At 59.2% G+C, this 18183-nt stretch carries 12 protein-coding genes; 7 read left to right on the forward strand and 5 right to left on the reverse strand.

What is annotated here, in order from left to right; all coding sequences use genetic code 11:
- The first annotated feature begins 336 nt into the window (after positions 1-336).
- The 3 genes from ACIGHL_RS07215 to ACIGHL_RS07225 all read left to right on the forward strand — a co-directional run bounded on the left by ACIGHL_RS07215 (position 337) and on the right by ACIGHL_RS07225 (position 3143).
- Entirely contained in the window at positions 337-1182 is an 846-nt protein-coding gene (locus ACIGHL_RS07215; RefSeq protein WP_128121305.1) for an isocitrate lyase/PEP mutase family protein, read from the forward strand.
- 200 nt (positions 1183-1382) lie between these two features.
- The gene (bla, locus tag ACIGHL_RS07220) at positions 1383-2273 is read left to right on the forward strand and encodes a class A beta-lactamase (protein WP_206606874.1); all 891 of its coding nucleotides are present in this window, start codon (positions 1383-1385) and stop codon (positions 2271-2273) included.
- 543 nt (positions 2274-2816) lie between these two features.
- A complete protein-coding gene (locus tag ACIGHL_RS07225) occupies positions 2817-3143 on the forward strand; it encodes a hypothetical protein (protein ID WP_128121286.1) in 327 nt (108 codons plus the stop codon).
- A gap of 741 nt (positions 3144-3884) precedes the next feature.
- Here ACIGHL_RS07225 and ACIGHL_RS07230 read toward each other — a convergent pair.
- From ACIGHL_RS07230 to ACIGHL_RS07245, 4 genes are all read right to left on the reverse strand, one after another.
- On the reverse strand, positions 3885-4850 hold the full coding sequence (locus tag ACIGHL_RS07230; protein ID WP_128121285.1) for an XdhC family protein: 966 nt from the start codon (positions 4848-4850) through the stop codon (positions 3885-3887).
- 223 nt (positions 4851-5073) lie between these two features.
- Positions 5074-5766: an RES family NAD+ phosphorylase gene (locus ACIGHL_RS07235; protein ID WP_128121284.1), complete on the reverse strand. Its 693-nt coding sequence runs from the start codon at positions 5764-5766 to the stop codon at positions 5074-5076.
- Positions 5760-6164 carry an antitoxin Xre-like helix-turn-helix domain-containing protein gene (locus ACIGHL_RS07240; protein WP_128121283.1) on the reverse strand — a complete coding sequence of 135 codons (405 nt, stop codon included), beginning with the start codon at positions 6162-6164 and terminating at the stop codon, positions 5760-5762. The genes ACIGHL_RS07235 and ACIGHL_RS07240 overlap by 7 nt, the downstream gene beginning before the upstream one ends.
- Before the next feature lie 110 nt (positions 6165-6274).
- Positions 6275-7741 carry a lipid II flippase MurJ gene (locus ACIGHL_RS07245; protein ID WP_128121282.1) on the reverse strand — a complete coding sequence of 489 codons (1467 nt, stop codon included), beginning with the start codon at positions 7739-7741 and terminating at the stop codon, positions 6275-6277.
- 271 nt (positions 7742-8012) lie between these two features.
- Here ACIGHL_RS07245 and ACIGHL_RS07250 point away from each other — a divergent pair, with 271 nt between their 5' ends.
- The 4 genes from ACIGHL_RS07250 to ACIGHL_RS07265 are packed head-to-tail and all read left to right on the forward strand — an operon-like array spanning position 8013 to position 16939.
- Positions 8013-9257, forward strand: coding sequence for an MdtA/MuxA family multidrug efflux RND transporter periplasmic adaptor subunit (locus tag ACIGHL_RS07250; protein WP_128121281.1), 1245 nt, complete (start codon positions 8013-8015; stop codon positions 9255-9257).
- Positions 9254-12334, forward strand: coding sequence for an MdtB/MuxB family multidrug efflux RND transporter permease subunit (locus tag ACIGHL_RS07255; protein WP_128121280.1), 3081 nt, complete (start codon positions 9254-9256; stop codon positions 12332-12334). The genes ACIGHL_RS07250 and ACIGHL_RS07255 overlap by 4 nt, the downstream gene beginning before the upstream one ends.
- Positions 12335-12362: 28 nt before the next feature.
- On the forward strand, positions 12363-15467 hold the full coding sequence (locus ACIGHL_RS07260; RefSeq protein ID WP_128121279.1) for an efflux RND transporter permease subunit: 3105 nt from the start codon (positions 12363-12365) through the stop codon (positions 15465-15467).
- Positions 15464-16939, forward strand: a complete 1476-nt coding sequence (locus ACIGHL_RS07265) for an efflux transporter outer membrane subunit (RefSeq protein WP_128121278.1) — start codon at positions 15464-15466, stop codon at positions 16937-16939. The genes ACIGHL_RS07260 and ACIGHL_RS07265 overlap by 4 nt, the downstream gene beginning before the upstream one ends.
- A 143-nt stretch (positions 16940-17082) precedes the next feature.
- Here the strand turns inward: ACIGHL_RS07265 and ACIGHL_RS07270 are convergent, their stop codons facing one another.
- On the reverse strand, positions 17083-18075 hold the full coding sequence (locus tag ACIGHL_RS07270; protein WP_128121304.1) for a TRAP transporter substrate-binding protein: 993 nt from the start codon (positions 18073-18075) through the stop codon (positions 17083-17085).
- Positions 18076-18183 lie beyond the last annotated feature (108 nt).

Raw genomic sequence — 18183 nt, forward strand, 5'->3', positions numbered from 1 at the left:
GACCGATCCATATCGCACGAAAACGGCGTCCTCGCATGACAACCAGACGCGGGTTTAGATGGAAGTGTGAGTAGGAATGGAAGCAGTCCATAGCGCTTGCTAATTGGGCGGCAAAAAACCGGGGCGGGTCAGGCGGGGTCATGGACCTGCGCGACCCTCCACGACGAGACAAGCTGCTTGTATTTACCGAAGTGGATAAGGTATGGGTGTCGGCGGTTGACGGCTCGGTTGGAACCCTTGGGTATCAAGACGACTTGGGACCTGGCGCAGTATGACCCGGCGTCGCTGCGTAGACAGTGCTCGGTGGTGCTAGAAACGCAAAGAGAGGTAGCTGTTATGGCCAAACTTACCGTCCAACAGAAGTGCGAAGCGTTCTGGACGCTGCATGAGTCCGGGTGCTTTGTGCTTCCGAATCCGTGGGATGCAGGCAGCGCGCAACTGCTCGCCGGCATGGGATTCAAGGCACTGGCGACGACCAGCTCCGGCCATGCCTGGTCCTGCGCAAAGCCCGACGGCTCTATGCAGCGCGACGCTGTGCTGGACTATATACGGAGCATCGTCGAGGCCACTGATCTGCCTATCAATGCGGATTTTGAAGACGGATTCGGCGAATCACCCCGCGATGTGTTCGAAAGCGCACAACTTGCGGTTGCGACCGGGGTTGCAGGCTTTTCCATCGAGGACTCGACAGGGGATCCGTACGCACCTGTCAGGAATATGCAGGAGGCGGTCGAACGTGTCTGTGCGGCACGGGATGCTGTTGATGCAAGCGGCTCCAAAACGCTCCTGGTCGCTCGTGCGGAAAACTTTTTTGTTGGCCGTCCCGATCTGCCGGACACCATCAAGCGGCTGCAGGCCTACGCCGAAGCCGGTGCCGACTGCCTTTACGCACCCGGGATCAAGACGCGTGACGATATCGCTGCGGTCGTCTTGTCCGTGGCGCCCAAGCCGGTCAACGTACTAATTGGCTGGAACAGTGACTTGACGGTTAAAGAACTGTCAGCCATGGGCGTCAGACGAGTCAGTGTAGGCGGTGCGTTGGCGCGCGCCGCATGGAGCGGCTTTTACAACGCCGCCCAAGCGCTGAAACATGGCCGGTTCGATGCGTTTCCAAGTTCACCTACCGGGAGCGAGCTCGACGAAGTGTTCCGGGGCGCTGCTCCAGCAACGAGATGTGATTAACGGCATCGCTGACGGGAGCGACCAGTCGATGACGCGGGAGGGTGACGAGAACCTGATATGAGTGCCCCTGGTCAACAATGACAATGAGTTGTTTCATGAGCGCAGACTGGCTACGGCCTTCTGGCCTCCAACGGTCTCATAAGTCGTCGCGAATGCGCCTTGTCGTCCACCTGCCTGCCGTGGCGCTTAGGAAGAATAGCTTGAACACTAAATACGTAACCAAGAAGCGCCTGCGACGCCACGCACTTTCGCTGGCTTTGGGGGCCGCTGTTCTCGTGAGCTCTAACCAGGCGATTTCGGCATCCTCGTTCGGATTTGGCTCGGCCCTTACCCAGACCGTGGCCTCGATTGAAGCGCGCACTGGCGGGCACATCGGAGTCAGCGTCACTGCCTTGGAGAGCGGACAGTCCTGGAGCCATCGAGGCGACGAGCGTTTTCCAATTGCCAGCACCTTCAAGGCATTTTCATGCGGCCACCTACTTGCTTTGGCTGACAGGGATGAGGTCGAGCTCGATACGCGCGTTCGTTTCGATGAAACGGATCTTCAGAGCTATTCGCCTATTACCAAGGATCGCGTTGGCGGAAACGGCATGTCTCTTTTTGAGCTGTGTAGCGCAACAACTTCGATGAGCGATAACACGGCTGCAAACCTCATTCTTCGCAATACCGGAGGACCGCAGGGGTTCACGACTTTCATGCGATCCATTGGCGATGCGGTAACCCGTCTAGACCGCTATGAGCCAGAGCTTAACGATGTCGGTCCCGGCGAAAAACGTGACACGACGACTCCGAGGGCTGCCGCAAGAAGCTTGGAGACACTGCTGTTGGGTGACAGTCTATCCACTGACTCCCGTGAGCAACTGAAAGCTTGGTTGATTAACAACAAAGTTGGCGGCCCCTTACTGCGCGCGAGTCTCCCAGAGAGCTGGAAAATTGCTGATCGCACTGGGTCGGGTGGCTATGGTTCGCGTGGCGTCATTGCCGTGATCTGGCCTCAGGGGAGCAACGCCCCGACCTCTGAACCGGTGATAGTGGCTGTGTATCTGACAGGAACGACTCTGACGCTGGAGGAGCGCGACTACCATCGCTGAAGTCGGCGCCGCGCTCGTTACAGATCTTGAAGCCTTAAAACAGCATGATGGATAACAGTCGTCACCCGTAACTTGGCAGACTTTGTCCATACAGGCGTTCCTACCCTCCAACCATTGGGACGAGGGACTATGAGGTCTTCAAGCTAACGATGTCTTGGTCGTCACCGCTCAATTTGTAGCTGCGTTGCCGAGCAGGCCTGGGCCGTTAATTCGGTGCGCCAATTCCACGAAGCACTGGCGAAAAGACGCACCTTGAAATCCGATATCAGCGGATCGGTTTTTAAAGCCAACAGAATTTGAGCTTTCTTTAGAGGTGGTAGGTCATTCGTATCGGATGGCACTCGCGAATCCAAGGAACGACAAAGTTAGCTGATCCCGTTCGCCAGCACCTGGCAGCAGCTTGATGAAATGATGCTGTCTTGGAACCTTGCTTGCGGCACGTTTGGATAGCCAGACTAGAGCCGCGGCCTCAGCCAAAAAAATCCCATTAGTAAAAAGATGACCATGTAGAATCCCGCGCCCCAAAAAGCAGGAGACAACACATTGGCCATTCATCACTCCGTGTCCGAAGGAACTGTGGCATGCGGACGCAGCGGATCGAACCTGACCAGTACTCACGATTCAACCAAGGTTTCATGCAAACTTTGTCTTCGCACCCTCGAAAGAAGCGCCAGTGAGCCTGTGCGCAAAAGCCCAAGCCTCGCCGAACTCAGGGCGGCTGCAAAGAGCGCGAAGCATGCTAAAGCGATCGCCGAGGAGTCAACGCCAACGCCATCGATATCGCCCCGTGCCGAATGGCATCAACGACTGGCGCAGTTACCAGGTCGAAATCGTCTTCCCCGCGGCGCCGCTCGCCAAGTCTATATCTAACTAAACAAGACGGCGGCTTCGGTCGCCGCTCACCTATAACTGAAGGCATCGCTAGGACAGCGCAACGCATTGTCCTGATGCGGGGTTTGCGAACGGTCGCGCACTGTGTCTTAAATTGTAGCCAAGATGAATTGCGGTTTGCTCGCAAACCCGCCAGGCCCTAAGCGATGGAAAAAACCGCGCCAGGAAGCGCGGGGAAGCAATGGTCGGTTCTGGAGAGAGGCTGAACACTGCAAGGCCATAATAGGTCAGCGCAGTGCCAAGCGACCGATAACAAGGGTGCGCGAGTTCACAATTGGGAGCCGCGATGCTCCTGTGCAAGCGAAACTTGGTGCCGATCAGTCGCTGCCTTCATCTGGGGGTAAAAGTCTTCCTGCGACGTCTTGCAGATCATAGGACTATTACAGTCCGTCGCGCATAGAGCGGAAAATTTGATTTGTCTAGTGAATTGGCGACGAATCTGTCTTAAAAAATGGTTGACAAGAAATTGTTATGCACATTGAGGCCTCGCTGTAGCATTTGTCATATCAAGCCGTTTCGTTTGTTTCGATTAAATATCTTAAGTTATTGAATCTAAAGAACTAAAAAGTTCTGAGCAAAAACTCGTCGATCTGTTCGTAGCCCGCATCAGACGGGCATTTGGCCGAGTAATTCAGACTATGTTCACAGTGTTATCCACAGCTTTTGTGGATAACACTCCGAACCCAAACGCGGCGGGGCTTGCAGCATTAATTTGCGCGTTTAAAGCGCTTCCCGCGTTTTGCCTCGGTAGACGCGCAGCACGTCAGCCATCACTGAAAGGGCGATCTCAGCCGGCGTCTTGCTGCCGAGGTCCAGTCCGATGGGCATGTGGATGCGCTCGATTTGTTTTTCGTCGAGCCCACCGACGCGCTGCAATCGCTCGGCCCGCTTGGCAGAGGTCTGGCGCGAACCCATGGCGCCGATATAAAACGCGGGGGTTCGTACCGCTTCCATCAGTGCGAGGTCATCAATGCGTGGATCATGGGTCAGTGCGACCACGGCGGTGGCTTCGTGACATGCGCCGGACGCAATGAATACGGACGGCAACACTGGTTGCACTTCGATGCCTTCAATCAAGGTGCCCTGCATTTCCTCGCGCGGGTCACAGGCAATCACTTCGCAGCCAAGCGCTCGCGCAAAGCTGGCGCACGCCTGTGCGACGGGCGATACCCCTGCAAGTAGAAGCCGAAGCGCAGGGCCGATGCGAATATCCACTTGTTCACCCTTAAGGCAGGTCTGCTCACCGCCGTGGTCCGGCAGTAGCTCGGCGCCGCCGGTCGTCAAATCTACTCGCCGCAGCAAGCGCTGTTGGCCTTGCAGGGTTGCCTGTAGCGTGAGCAGATGGGAATGCCAGGTGGGGGTCGGCCTGTGGTGCTCCACCAGCACCTGCAGGATGCCGCCGCAGGGCAACCGTAGGCGACGCCGGTCGTCATCGGTTTCGCCGTAGCGAACGATCTGCGCGGGTGCTTGCAGTTCGCCCTGCGCCAGGCTGGCGAGGAACTCTTCCTCGACGCATCCGCCGGACAACGAGCCCACATGAGCGCCATCGGCCCGGGCTACTAGCAGCGCACCGGGCGCTCGCGGCGCCGATCCATAAGTCGACAATACGGTGCAAAACCAGACTTCATGTTCGTCCGCTACCCATTGAAGCGCCTGATCGATTACCTGCAGATCAAGGTGTTGCATATCCGTCCCTCTGGCGATTCGGCGAGACTCAGCCGCCGTTATGGATCGGACCAGCCCGAAAGGCGTTCTGCTGCAAGAAGTTTGGGGAGCGGATCGTCGTAGAGCCTAGGGAGAGGGCGTTACGGGCAAGCGAGTGGATTTGCTCTTTTGCTCCGGGAGCGTGAAATTCCCCCGAGAGCACCGCTTGGCTTGCACTTATTGAGCTATGGCTAGCTGGCGATGTTCAGATAGCGCCGATTGAGCTGACACTCGAAATGCCACCGTTCCAGACCATCTCGTAATGCTCGCTTTGGATGATCGAAGTCACGGGCTTTGGGGTCATCAGTGCCCAGCAGTGTTGGCCCGCCTTGCGTACGGAGTGGTAGCGCAAACCGGGTGTCCGGTTTTTTCTCAGCAGGCGCCCAAAGCGATGGCTATTTGTATAGTCGTCCGGGTCGTAGAGCGGATCGGTCATCGGAATTGACGTTGCATCGAGCATTCCTGCCTCGTTAAAGCGGCACGACAAGCCTCGAAAAACAAAGCGTTCGTAGCTCAGCCCAGGCACGTTTGACCAATAGCGATTCTGGTGATGGCGAACTTCGGCAAGCGCGGTGTCCATCGTGCTGGCCAGATAAAGTACCCCATAGCTACCGTCACTGAACCGCGATCCAGCTGGGTTCACGTGGGTAAACGGGGCTGTGGCGTATGAGCAGCCTGGTATGCCGAAGGGTATTTCAGACCGCGAGATCAGCTCCAGATGTCCAGTTTCGTTTCGTAGACGCGGATTGGTCAGCGCTTGTAGTTGGTAGAGCGTTTCGAACTCGTCGGCATCGGCAACGTCATCGAACAAGGCAATGGGCGGGAACTTGGAGTTGACCAGCCGATAGGCCTGTCGTTGGGCTTCAACCAGTCTCGGTAGCTGGCTCGGTTTCACCACTGCGCGCCTCGCAGGCTATCGATGCGACGGAACGATTCATATAAGGAAATCATGTCGCCTTGGGCCATGATTTCCAATGGGGAACGCCCGTTAAAGAATTCGTTGTGATTGGCCATCGCCGCGAACCCGTACACGTTTTCCGGATTATCGAAGATCAGCCGGAGCGCGGCATGAATATTAAGAACGAAACTGATGCGTTGCATCTGGTCCGGGTCGAGGCTGACCGACCAAGAGGCATCACCCGACTTTGCTCGGGCATGCGTGCTGCGTGAAATGCGCAGAATGTTGCAGGCTTGATCGGTGGTTGCCTGCCATCTTTCCAAGATATTTACCGCAGCCTTGAGACCGGTTGCGCATTGATCTTTCGTAAACGCCTGTGCTTGAAGAACTGCTGCCATGGCTAATATGCTCATTTTGAATCTGTAGATGCAAAGTTAGCATAGTTTGCATCTGCAGAAACAAAAGTTAGTGGCTAGCTAGTGGTTCAACGGTTCCGCAGAATCAGCCGTCACGCCTTTTTCATAGACCAATAGGCCGGCTTAAATAGGTCCCGCTCGCCGAGCAGCAGTACACCCATCGCGAAAGCACAGAGCACCAGCCCGATATACAGACACAACTGCAACAACCCTTGCGGTGAGGGTAACCAGTGCAGCGCCGTCGCTACAGTAACGGCTGTGGCGATCCAGCGCCCGAGAACACCTGGAGCCAGGCCTGCCGGCGACGCGCGATAAACGTATAGCCCCATGAACAGCGCCTGCAAGGTCACGCCGGCAGAGAACGAGACTGCTAGGCCTTCGGCGCCATATGGACCGTAGAGCAGCGCATCGAGGCCGATCGTAAATGCGGAACTGACCAGCATGATCACCAGAAACAACCGTGATTGATGCTGCGCTAAGAGCGCGCGTCCCCATAGCAGCGCCAAGCCCATCGCAGGGAGACCGAGGGCATACAGAACCACCAACGAGGCCGTGGCGTCGGTTTGCGTTGCGCCGAACTGACCCCGTTCCAGTAGTACCGAGACCACCGGTTGCGGGAATGAACAGAGCACGACGGACGCTGGGACCAGGAACAGCAGCGTCGCCAGCAATCCCTTGCGGATAACAGCAGCATGGCCGCTGAGGTCGCCATCATTCCAGCTTGATACGAAGCGGGGGAACAGCACTGAGAGCACGGACAAGGCGTAAAGCGTGAGCGGAATGGTGACGATGCGAAACGCAAACGACAGCATCGTAATGCTCCCTTCCTCCAGGTAGGAGGCGAACATCCGCTCGGCAAGAATGCAGGCTTGTTGCGCCCCAGCCGCCAGTAGTACTGGCGCGAACGCCAGACCGAAGCCACCTGCATGCCCCTTCGTCTCGACTTTGTTGCCTCCGCGCAGGTACGCGATACGCCGGTGCTGGACCAGAATCAACGCCAGCTGGGGCAGCAGCATGCCAATGAAAATTACCATCCCGGTGGGTTGGAACAGCAGGATGCCGACGATCGCGCCAGCGTTGAGCAGCACTGTCCGTGTCATCGGCAGGATGAACACCTCATCCATGTTCAGCAGTGCACCCTGACAATACAAAACCGCCTGAACAGCGACCAGTACCGCGCCTACGCAGAATACGATCTGGCCGGCGGCAACCTGAGCGTCCGTCCAGCCGGGCGCCAGCATGTTCAGAATCCAATAGCTTGCAATGATGGCGACGGCACTCACGGCTGCGCCCATGAGCATGACCCGCCAATAGAGCCAGCGGCTGACGGCTTCAAACAAGGCTTCGGATTGGCTACGCAGCTTTTGCAGGTACGGAATCATTGCGTCGCGCAGGGCGAGGCCGAGGAAGTTCTCGAAAAACATCGGCAGGATCAATGCGACAAATATCAGGTCCGCTTCCCAGCTCAGTCCGAAGGACTTGGCGATGAACAGGTCGCGTAGAAAACCCAAGAGAAAACTGGCGACGGTTAGCGCCAGGATGACCAATGATGCGTTCATTCCTTGATCCTGTGCAGGCCATTATCGGACGGCCTGATAAATAGCGGCATATCCCATCGTGTGCAGGTGGTCCGGTACGCCACCCTTGTCAGGCACCGAGCGAACGGTACATAGACTGAATGGCTCAAGCATGGTTCCTGCGCCGGTGCTGCGCTTTATGCGATCGGTTTTGGTTGCGACAACGCCGGATACGTAAAAATGCCGTAAATCCCCTTTGCGAGCGGAGCGCGACTGCTTATGGTTCACGCTCATTTTCAGGCGAACCCAGTTCATGTCCGAGGCAACTACTTCTTCTGCCGGCTCCGTGCGGCGTTGGCTAATCATCGGCAGCGTGGTTGTTGCGATTGCGCTGCTGCTCTGGTGGCTATGGCCAACCACGGCCGAGGCGCCGTCACAGCGAGCGGGCGGTCGGCCTGCGTTCGGTGCCTTCGGCGGCCCGACACCGGTGCGGGTTGCCCCGGTGCAGCAAGGACCATTCGAGGTTTACGCCAAGGCGCTTGGCACCGTCACGCCGTTGAATACGGTCAACGTGCGCAGCCGCGTGGCAGGAGAGCTGGTCGAGATTCGATTCGACGAGGGCCAGCGAGTCAAGGCCGGCGACCTGCTTGCCGTCATCGACCCTCGTGCTTATGAGGTGGCGCTGCAGCAGGCTGAAGGCACTCTCCAGCAGAACCGCGCCTTGTTGCAGAACGCGCAGGTCGATCTTGATCGCTATCGAGGCCTGTTCGCCGACGACAGCATTGCCAAACAGACGCTCGATACGCAGCAGGCATTGGTGAATCAATACAAAGGAACACTCGCCGCTAACCAGGCCGCCGTCAACGAGGCCAAGCTGAACCTGCAGTTCACCCAAATTCGCGCGCCAATCGACGGTCGCGTCGGCCTGCGTCAGCTGGATCAAGGCAACCTTGTGGCGGCCAACGACACCACGCCGTTGGTCGTCATTACCCAGACCCAACCCATGGCGATCAGTTTTACCCTGCCTGAAAGCGAGTTGCCGCCAGTCATTGCCCGGTTCCGCCGCAGTGAAGAGCTGTCCGTACAGGCCTGGGACCGTGGCGAACGCATCCTGCTCGGTGAGGGCGTACTGGAAAGCGTCGATAACCTGATTGATACGACCACCGGCACGCTGAAGATGAAGGCGCGCTTCGATAACGAGGACGAACTGCTGATACCCAACCAGTTCGTCAACGTTCGCCTGCGTGTGGAAACCTTGCCTGATGCGGTCCTGATTCCCTCGGCCGCGCTGCAATTCGGCTCGCGGGGCAATTACGCATACGTCGTCGGCGAGGACTCCAAGGTGGAGCTGCGAGTCCTTGAAGTAGGCCCAAGCAACGGCGACCAAACGGTCGTCACCAGCGGATTGAGCGTCGGCGAACGAATCGTCATGGAGGGCACCGACCGCCTGCGCGACGGCAGCGAGGTCGAAGTGGTGGATCGTCAGAAGCTCGCCGAAGAGGCCGCTGAGAATCCGAAGGTTGAGCCTCAGAGCGCCAAGGAGCGTCCAGCGCGATGAACATCTCGCGGCTGTTCATCCTTCGGCCCGTGGCAACCACCCTGACGATGATCGCGATCCTGCTGGCTGGCCTGATTGCCTACCGCATGCTGCCGGTTTCCGCGTTGCCGCAGGTGGACTATCCGACCATTCGGGTGATGACGCTGTATCCCGGCGCCAGCCCGGAAGTCATGACCAGCGCCGTGACGGCTCCGCTGGAGCGGCAGTTCGGACAGATGCCGGGCCTGACGCAGATGTCGTCCACCAGTTCCGGTGGCGCTTCGGTGATCACCTTGCGTTTCTCGCTCGAAGTCGAGCTGGATGTGGCCGAGCAGGAAGTCCAGGCCGCTATCAACGCCGGAAGCAATCTGCTGCCCAAGGATCTGCCGGCACCGCCGGTGTACAACAAGGTCAACCCGGCGGACACCCCGGTCATGACGCTGGCGATCACATCTGAAAGCCTGGCGCTGCCGGAGTTGCACGACCTGGTCGACACGCGCATGGCGCAGAAACTCGCGCAGATCAGTGGCGTGGGCATGGTTAGCATTGCCGGAGGCCAGCGCCCTGCGGTGCGTATTCGAGTCAATCCGGAGGCGCTTGCGTCCTACGGTCTGTCGCTCGCTGACGTTCGCTCATTGGTAACCAGCTCCAACGTCAATCAGCCCAAGGGTAATTTTGACGGCCCGACGCGCGTCTCGATGCTCGATGCCAACGATCAGCTGAAAACCCCAGAGGAATACGCCGAACTTATTTTGGCCTACGAGGACGGCGCGACACTCCGCTTGAAAGATGTCGCCGACATCATCGACGGCGCCGAGAACGAGCGCCTCGCGGCCTGGGCCAATCAAAGCCAGGCGGTCCTTTTGAACATCCAGCGCCAGCCCGGCGCTAACGTGATTGAAGTGGTCGAGCGCATTCAGGCGCTGCTGCCCGCGGTCACGGCGAGCATGCCGACCGGCCTGGACGTGGTGGTGCTCACCGATCGTACGCAGACGATCCGGGCTGCCATCACTGACGTCCAGCATGAATTGCTGATGGCCACCTTTCTGGTGGTGATGGTCACCTTCGTTTTCCTCAAGCGTTTGTCGGCGACCATCATTCCCTCCATCGCGGTGCCGCTGTCGCTGATCGGTACCTTTGCCGTGATGCACCTCGCCGGTTTTTCGCTGAACAACCTGACGTTGATGGCGCTGACCATTGCGACCGGGTTCGTGGTGGACGACGCCATTGTCATGCTCGAAAACATCGCTCGCCATGTGGAAGAGGGTGAGACGCCGCTGCAAGCCGCACTCAAGGGGGCCAAGCAGATCAGCTTCACGTTGATATCGCTGACGCTCTCGCTGATTGCCGTACTGATTCCGCTGTTGTTCATGCAAGACGTGGTGGGGCGTCTGTTCCGCGAGTTCGCCATCACCCTGGCCGTCGCGATCCTGATCTCGCTGGTGGTCTCGCTGACGCTGACGCCGATGATGTGTGCCAAGTTGCTCAAGCCCGCCGCGGCTGAAAAATCGGCACCGGACTGGGTCGAGCGCCTGATTGGCGGTTATGCACGTTGGCTGACTTGGGTGTTGGGCCATCAGACGCTGACCTTGCTGGTCGCTGTGGCCACGCTTGGGCTTACGGTGGTGCTGTATCTGGCGGTGCCGAAGGGCTTCTTTCCGGTGCAGGACACCGGGGTGATACAGGGCATCAGTGAGGCCCCTCAATCCATCTCTTTCCGGGCCATGAGCGAGCGCCAGCAATCGCTGTCCCGCGTGATTCTCGCGGACCCCGCTGTGGCCAGCCTGTCGTCCTACATTGGCGTTGATGGCGATAACGTAACGCTTAACAGCGGGCGGATGCTGATCAATCTCAAGCCTCACGATGAACGCGATGTCACCGCCAGCCAGGTCATCGACCGGTTGCGGCCGGAGCTAGCCAAACTGCCGGGCATCGAGCTGTACATGCAACCGGTGCAGGACCTGTCCATCGAAGATCGGGTCAGTCGTACGCAGTTCCAGTTCAGTCTGGAGTCGCCCGACGGAGAATTGCTCGAAGAATGGACCCCGCGCCTGGTCGCAGCTTTGCGCGAGCGACCGGAACTGACCGATGTCGCGAGCGACCTGCAAAGCGATGGCCTGCAAATCTTTCTGGATATCGACCGAGATGCGGCCGCGCGCCTGGGTATTCAGGTCTCGGCTATCACCGATGCGTTATATGACGCATTCGGTCAGCGGCAGATTTCCACGATTTTCACTCAAGCCAGTCAGTACCGCGTGGTGCTCGAGGCGGAGGCAGGCGACCGCCTCGGCGCGCAGGCGCTGGAACAGTTGTTCGTGCAGAGTGAAGGCGGCACGCCGGTCAGGTTGTCGAGCTTGGCGACGCTTGAACAACGCAACGCGCCCCTGCTGATCAACCACATCGGGCAGTTTCCGGCGGTGACGCTGTCTTTCAACCTGGCCGATGGCGTTTCGCTGGGTAAAGCGGTGGAAGTGATCGAGAGCGTCGAGGCGGAAATCGGCTTGCCTGCTGGAATCCAGAGCCGTTTCCAAGGCGCTGCTGAAGCGTTCCGAGCCTCGCTGTCGAGCACGCTGCTGCTGATCCTCGCAGCGGTGGTGACCATGTACATCGTGCTGGGTGTGCTCTACGAGAGCTACATCCACCCGATCACCATCCTGTCGACGCTGCCCTCGGCAGCGGTCGGCGCCTTGCTGGCGCTGCTGTTGACCGGCAACGATCTGGGTTTGATCGCCATCATCGGCATCATCCTGCTGATTGGCATCGTCAAGAAGAACGCCATCATGATGATCGACTTCGCCCTTGAGGCCGAGCGCAATCAGGGCATGAGTCCGCAGGACGCGATCTATCGCGCCGCCTTGCTGCGCTTCCGACCGATCCTGATGACGACGCTGGCAGCGCTGTTCGGCGCGGTACCGCTGATGCTCGCCTCGGGCTCAGGGGCCGAATTGCGTCAGCCGCTGGGGCTGGTGCTGGTCGGCGGTCTGCTGCTCAGCCAGTTACTGACACTGTTTACCACGCCAGTGATTTATCTGTTTTTCGATCGGTTGGGCAGTCGGTTCGGGCGCAAATCCGCTTCAGCTCAAGAGGCGACGCTATGAGTCTCGCGCCTTCCCTGGCCTTTAAGCCATGAACCTGTCCGCCCCCTTTATCGCGCGTCCGGTCGCCACCATGCTGCTAAGCCTGGCGATTCTATTGCTGGGTGGGGTCAGCTTCGGTCTGTTGCCGGTATCGCCGCTGCCGAATATGGATTTCCCGGTGATTACGGTACAGGCCAGCCTGCCCGGCGCCAGCCCTGAAATCATGGCATCCAGCGTGGCGACGCCGTTGGAGCGCTCCCTTGGGAGCATCGCCGGCGTTAGCCAGATGAGCAGTCGCAGCAGTCAGGGCTCGACACGCATCATTATCCAGTTCGATCTTGAGCGGGATATCAATGGTGCCGCCCGCGATGTTCAGGCGGCAATCAACGCTTCGCGCAATCTGCTGCCCAGCGGGATGCGCAGCATGCCGACCTACCGCAAGATCAACCCTGCACAAGCGCCGATCATGGTGCTGTCGCTAACCTCCGACGTGCTCAACAAGGGGCAGCTCTACGACATCGGCTCGACAATATTGGCGCAGAGGTTGTCGCAGGTTCCTGGCGTGGGCGAGGTGCAGGTGGGCGGGAGTTCGTTGCCGGCGGTGCGGGTCGAGCTGCAGCCTCAGCAGCTCGAGCAGTACGGCGTCTCGCTCGATGAGGTGCGCGATACCATCGCCAATGCGAATGTTCGGCGACCCAAGGGGATGGTCGAAGACGACCATCGCCACTGGCAGGTGCAGGCCAGCGACCAACTGCATGAAGCCGCTGACTATTTGCCGCTGATCATCCGTTATCAGGACGGCGCGGCGCTGCGCCTGAGCGATGTGGCGAAGGTCAAAGATGGGGTAGAAGATCGCTACAACGACGGTTTCTTTAACAACGACCGTGCCGTACTGCTGGTGATCAACCGACAGGCCGGCGCCAATATCATCGAAACCATCGAGGGCATCCGCAACGAGCTGCCGGCACTGCAGGCGATCGTGCCCGGTAGCGTCAACATGGCAGTGGCGATGGATCGTTCGCCGGTCATCCGTGCCACCCTCCACGAGGCCGAACGGACCTTGCTGATCGCGGTGGGCCTGGTGATCGTGCTGGTATTTCTCTTTCTTGGCCGGTTGCGTACCGCGCTGATTCCGGCACTGGCAGTTCCGGTGTCGCTGGTTGGCACCTTTGCCGTCATGTACCTGTTCGGCTTCTCGCTTAATGTGCTGTCGCTGATGGCCTTGATCCTCGCCGCCGGGCTGGTGGTGGATGACGCTATCGTGGTCCTGGAAAACATCGCTCGGCACATCGACGAGGGGGTTCCGCCGTTGCGTGCCGCCTATATCGGTACGCGCGAGGTGGGCTTCACCCTGTTGTCGATGAATCTCTCGCTGGTGGTCGTATTCGTCTCGATCCTGTTCATGGGCGGCATTGTCGAGCGGCTGTTCCGCGAGTTCTCCATCACCCTGGCTGCGGCGATTCTGGTCTCGCTGCTGGTCTCGCTGACGTTGACGCCAATGCTCTGTGCGCGCTGGTTGAAGCCTCATCAGCCCGAGCATGACGGCCGTCTGTATCGCTGGAGCCACAAGGCCCACCAGTGGTTGTTAGGCCATTACGACAGGTCCCTAGGCTGGGCGCTGCGGCATCATAGAATCACGCTGTTTACCTTGCTGGCGACCATCGGCCTTAACGTCTTTTTGTATGTCCAGGTTCCGAAAACCTTTCTCCCGCAACAGGACACCGGCCAACTGACCGGCTTCATTCGCGGCGACGACGGCCTGTCGTTCCAGGTCATGCAGCCGAAGATGGAGACCTACCGCAAGGCGGTGCTGGCCGATCCGGCCGTGGAAAGCGTGGCAGGCTTCATTGGCGGGCAGGGCGGCATCAACAATGCCTTCATGATCGTCCGGCTCAAGCCGCTGGATGAACGCAAGATTTCTGCGCAAAAAGTGATCGAGCGTATCCGCAAGAACCAGCCGAAGGTACCGGGTGGCCGGATGTTTCTGATGGCCGATCAGGATTTGCAGTTCGGGGGCGGTCGGCAGAGCAGTTCGGCCTATTCCTACAACCTGCTGGCCAGCGATCTGGCCGATCTCCGAACCTGGGTGCCGCAAGTGACCCGAGCATTGATGGCCTTGCCAGAGCTGACCAGCATCGACGCCAATGAAGGCGAGGGCGCACAGCAGATCAGCCTGAAGATCGACCGCGATGCCGCCAAGCGGCTCGGCATCGACATGAGCACTGTGACGACGATGCTCAACAATGCCTTCAGCCAGCGGCAGATCTCTACCATCTACGAATCGCTGAACCAGTACCGAGTGGTGATGGAGATCGATCCAAGCTACGCCCAACATCCCGAGGTACTGGAGCAGATACAGGTCATCACCAGCGATGGTCGGCGTGTTCCGCTGGCAGCCTTCGCACGTTACGAGCGGAGCCTGGAAGAGGACAGCGTCAGTCACGACGGGCAGTTTGCCGCCGAGAACATCGATTTCGACCTGGCGCCCGGCGTCAGCCTGGACCAGGCGACGCGGGCGATCGAGCGTGCCGTTGCAGCGATCGGTCTACCGAGCGAGGTCCAGGGCCGCCTGGGCGGCACGGGTGACGTCTTCCAGTCTACGCAGGACAGCCAGCCATTGATGATTCTGGGCGCGTTGCTGCTCGTCTATATCGTGCTGGGTGTTCTGTACGAGAGTTACATCCACCCGCTGACGATCCTGTCCACACTGCCTTCAGCCGGTGTTGGCGCGTTGCTGGCCATCATTCTGACGGGCGAAGAGTTCAGCCTGATTTCGCTGCTCGGGCTGTTCCTGCTCATCGGAGTGGTGAAAAAGAACGCGATTCTGATGATCGATCTGGCGCTGCAGTTCGAGCGTAACGATCATCTAGCGCCGGACGAGTCGATTCGCCGGGCTTGCCTGTTGCGTTTTCGGCCGATCCTGATGACCACTATGGCGGCGATCCTTGGCGCATTGCCGTTGCTGCTCGGGGGCGCGGAGGGGGCAGAAATGCGCCAGCCGTTGGGCCTGACCATCATTGGTGGCCTGATCCTCAGCCAGATCCTAACGCTCTACACCACGCCGGTGGTCTACCTCTATCTGGACCGCGCGCGCCACCGTTTCAACCGCTGGCGCGGTGTACGCACCGACGCCGCTCTGGAAAGTCCGCTATGAGTTCGTTGTACCTGAAAAACTCCCTACGCCCGCTGGCCATCGTCGTCATGACTTTTTCTCTAGGTGCCTGCACCTTGGGTCCTGACTACCAGCGCCCCGAGCTGCCAATGGCCGCGGAATTCAAGCGGGCCGAAGGTTGGAAGGTCGCCAACCCGGCCGACGTACTGGAGCGCGGCAGTTGGTGGCGGCTATACGGTGATGCGAAGTTGGATGCATTGGTCGAACGGCTGAACGTGTCCAACCAGAACCTGGCGGCGGCCGAAGCGCAGTACCGACAAGCGCGCGCGCTGGTGCGGGGGGCTCGCTCTCAGCTGTTCCCGACAGTGGGGGGCAGCGCAGGCGCGACGCGTGCCGGACAGGGCAGTTCGGCCAGCTCAGCCGCACAGAGCGGAAGCGGCTTCAGCGGCATCAGCGAGAGTTACAGCGTGGGGCTCGATGCGGCCTGGGAGCTGGATATATGGGGCCGTCTGCGGCGCAACCTTGAAGCCAATCGAGCCAATATGCAGGCATCAGCTGCGGATCTCGCTGCTGTGCGGCTGAGCCTGCAATCCGAACTAGTCCAGACCTATTTGCGGTTGCGCGTGATGGACGAACAGCAGCGGCTACTGAACCAGACGGTCGAAGCCTTTTCGCGATCATTGCGCCTCACTGAAAACCAGTATCGTGCGGGCATCGTGCCCAAGTCAGATGTGACCCAGGCGCTGACCCAGCTCAGAAGCACGGAGGCTCAGGCCATAGACCTGCAATGGCAACGGGCCCAGATGGAGCACGCTATTGCGGTGCTGATTGGGGTACCCCCGTCGGAGCTGGACATTGAGGAACGTGATGAAATCCCCGATTTGCCAACAGTGCCGCTGGCCCTGCCTTCGCAATTGCTCGAACGCCGCCCGGATATCGCGTCGGCTGAACGGCAAGTGATTGCGGCAAACGCGCAAATTGGCGTGGCCGAAGCCGCCTGGTATCCGGACCTGACCCTGAGCGCGAGCGGTGGCTATCGAAACAGCAGCTTTAGCGACCTGATCAGTCTACCCAACCGCTTCTGGTCATTAGGCCCGCAGCTGGCCGCCACACTGCTTGATTTCGGTGGCCGGCGTGCCGACCTCGAAGCGGCAGAGGCCAACTATGACCTGACAGTGGCCAATTACCGTCAGACCGTGCTCGACAGCTTTCGTGAGGTTGAGGACAACCTGGTGCAATTGCGCGTCCTCGCCGCCGAAGCGGTGGTTCAACGGCAAGCGCTGGAAGCCGCGCAGGAATCGTTACGTCTGATCCAGAACCAGTACCGCGCCGGTACAGTCGACTTCCTCAGCGTCGCCACCGTGCAAACCAGCGCCCTGAACAACGAGCGCACCTACCTGACCCTGCTGGGCGATCAACTCGCTGCCAGCGTACAACTGATCGCAGCGTTGGGCGGTGGTTGGGAAGAAGCGCAGCTGGATTTCGAACCGCTGCTAGAGACGCCTGAACGCTGATCACAACGGCGCCAACGTGCGGACCCAAATGACATTCGTGGCTGCTGGAGGGTGCGCTGCGTATAGGTGGGTCGGTCATCTCGCCGAGCGGCGTTGGGGAAACCGCGGCGTTGCTGCCGCGGTTGGAAGGTGAGGCGGGGAGGTCAGTCGCGCTGCTTGCGGTTAACCGTTTGTGCTGCCTTGATGATATCGGCGCCGATCACCGGTTCGAATTCCTGCCACACCGGCCGCATGGCTTCACGCCAGACTTCGCGTTGTTCCGGGGTCAGTTCGATGATCTCGGACGTGCCTGCCTTGCGGATACGCTCGCGGTCGGCCTGGTTGGCTTCTTCCGCAGCGCGGTTAACCTCGAAGGTGACCTCGTCGATAATGCCTTCCAACTCAGTGCGCACCTGGTGCGGTATGCCGAACCAGAACCGCGTATTGCTCACCAGCATGTAGTCGAGCACGCCATGGTTGGATTCGGTGATGTAAGGCTGCACCGTGTGCATCTTCTTGCTGTAGATGTTCGACCAGGGGTTTTCTGCACCTTGAACGGTCCCGTTCTGCAGCGAGGCGTAGACCTCGGCGAAAGGGATCTTCTTGGTCGGCGCTCCGACCTGTGCAAATTGCGACTCCAGAACGGCGGACGGCTGGATACGGAAAGCCAGTCCCATTGCATCGTTTGGCAGCCGCAGCGCCTTTGTTGCCGAGAGCTGCTTCATGCCGTTGTGCCAGTAAGCCAGACCGGTGATGTTCTCCTTCTCCATCGAGCGCAGTAGTTGGCGTCCCTTGGCGCGCTTCTGGAAACGGTTGACGGCCTCTAGGTCATCGAACAGGAACGGCAGGTCGAATACTTGCACCTGCTTGCTGTACTTCTCGAACTTCGCTAATGAAGGTGCTAGCAGCTGCACCTCGTCGTTGGCCAACGCCTCGAGCTCATTGGCATCGCCGAACAACATCGAGTTAGGGTAGACCTCGACGCTTACCTGGCCGGGTAGACGCTCTTCAACCAGTTTCTTGAACAGCAGGGCACCCTTGCCTTTCGGGGTGTCTTCAGCGACGACGTGCGAGAACTTGATGACGATCGGCTCAGCTTCGACCGCGGTCGCGGTCAACGCCAGCACCAGGCCGGCGAGGGTGATGATCGGCTTGATCATGAAAAGGCTCTTTTTTTGGTGGGTTGGCATGACATCCGAGACGCAGATGTGATTGAGCTTCAACGAAGCGTTATGCCAAATAAGCCGCACCGTAAAAAGGGCTTT

The organism is Pseudomonas sp. NPDC077451, from assembly GCF_044543345.1.
Lineage (GTDB): Bacteria > Pseudomonadota > Gammaproteobacteria > Pseudomonadales > Pseudomonadaceae > Stutzerimonas.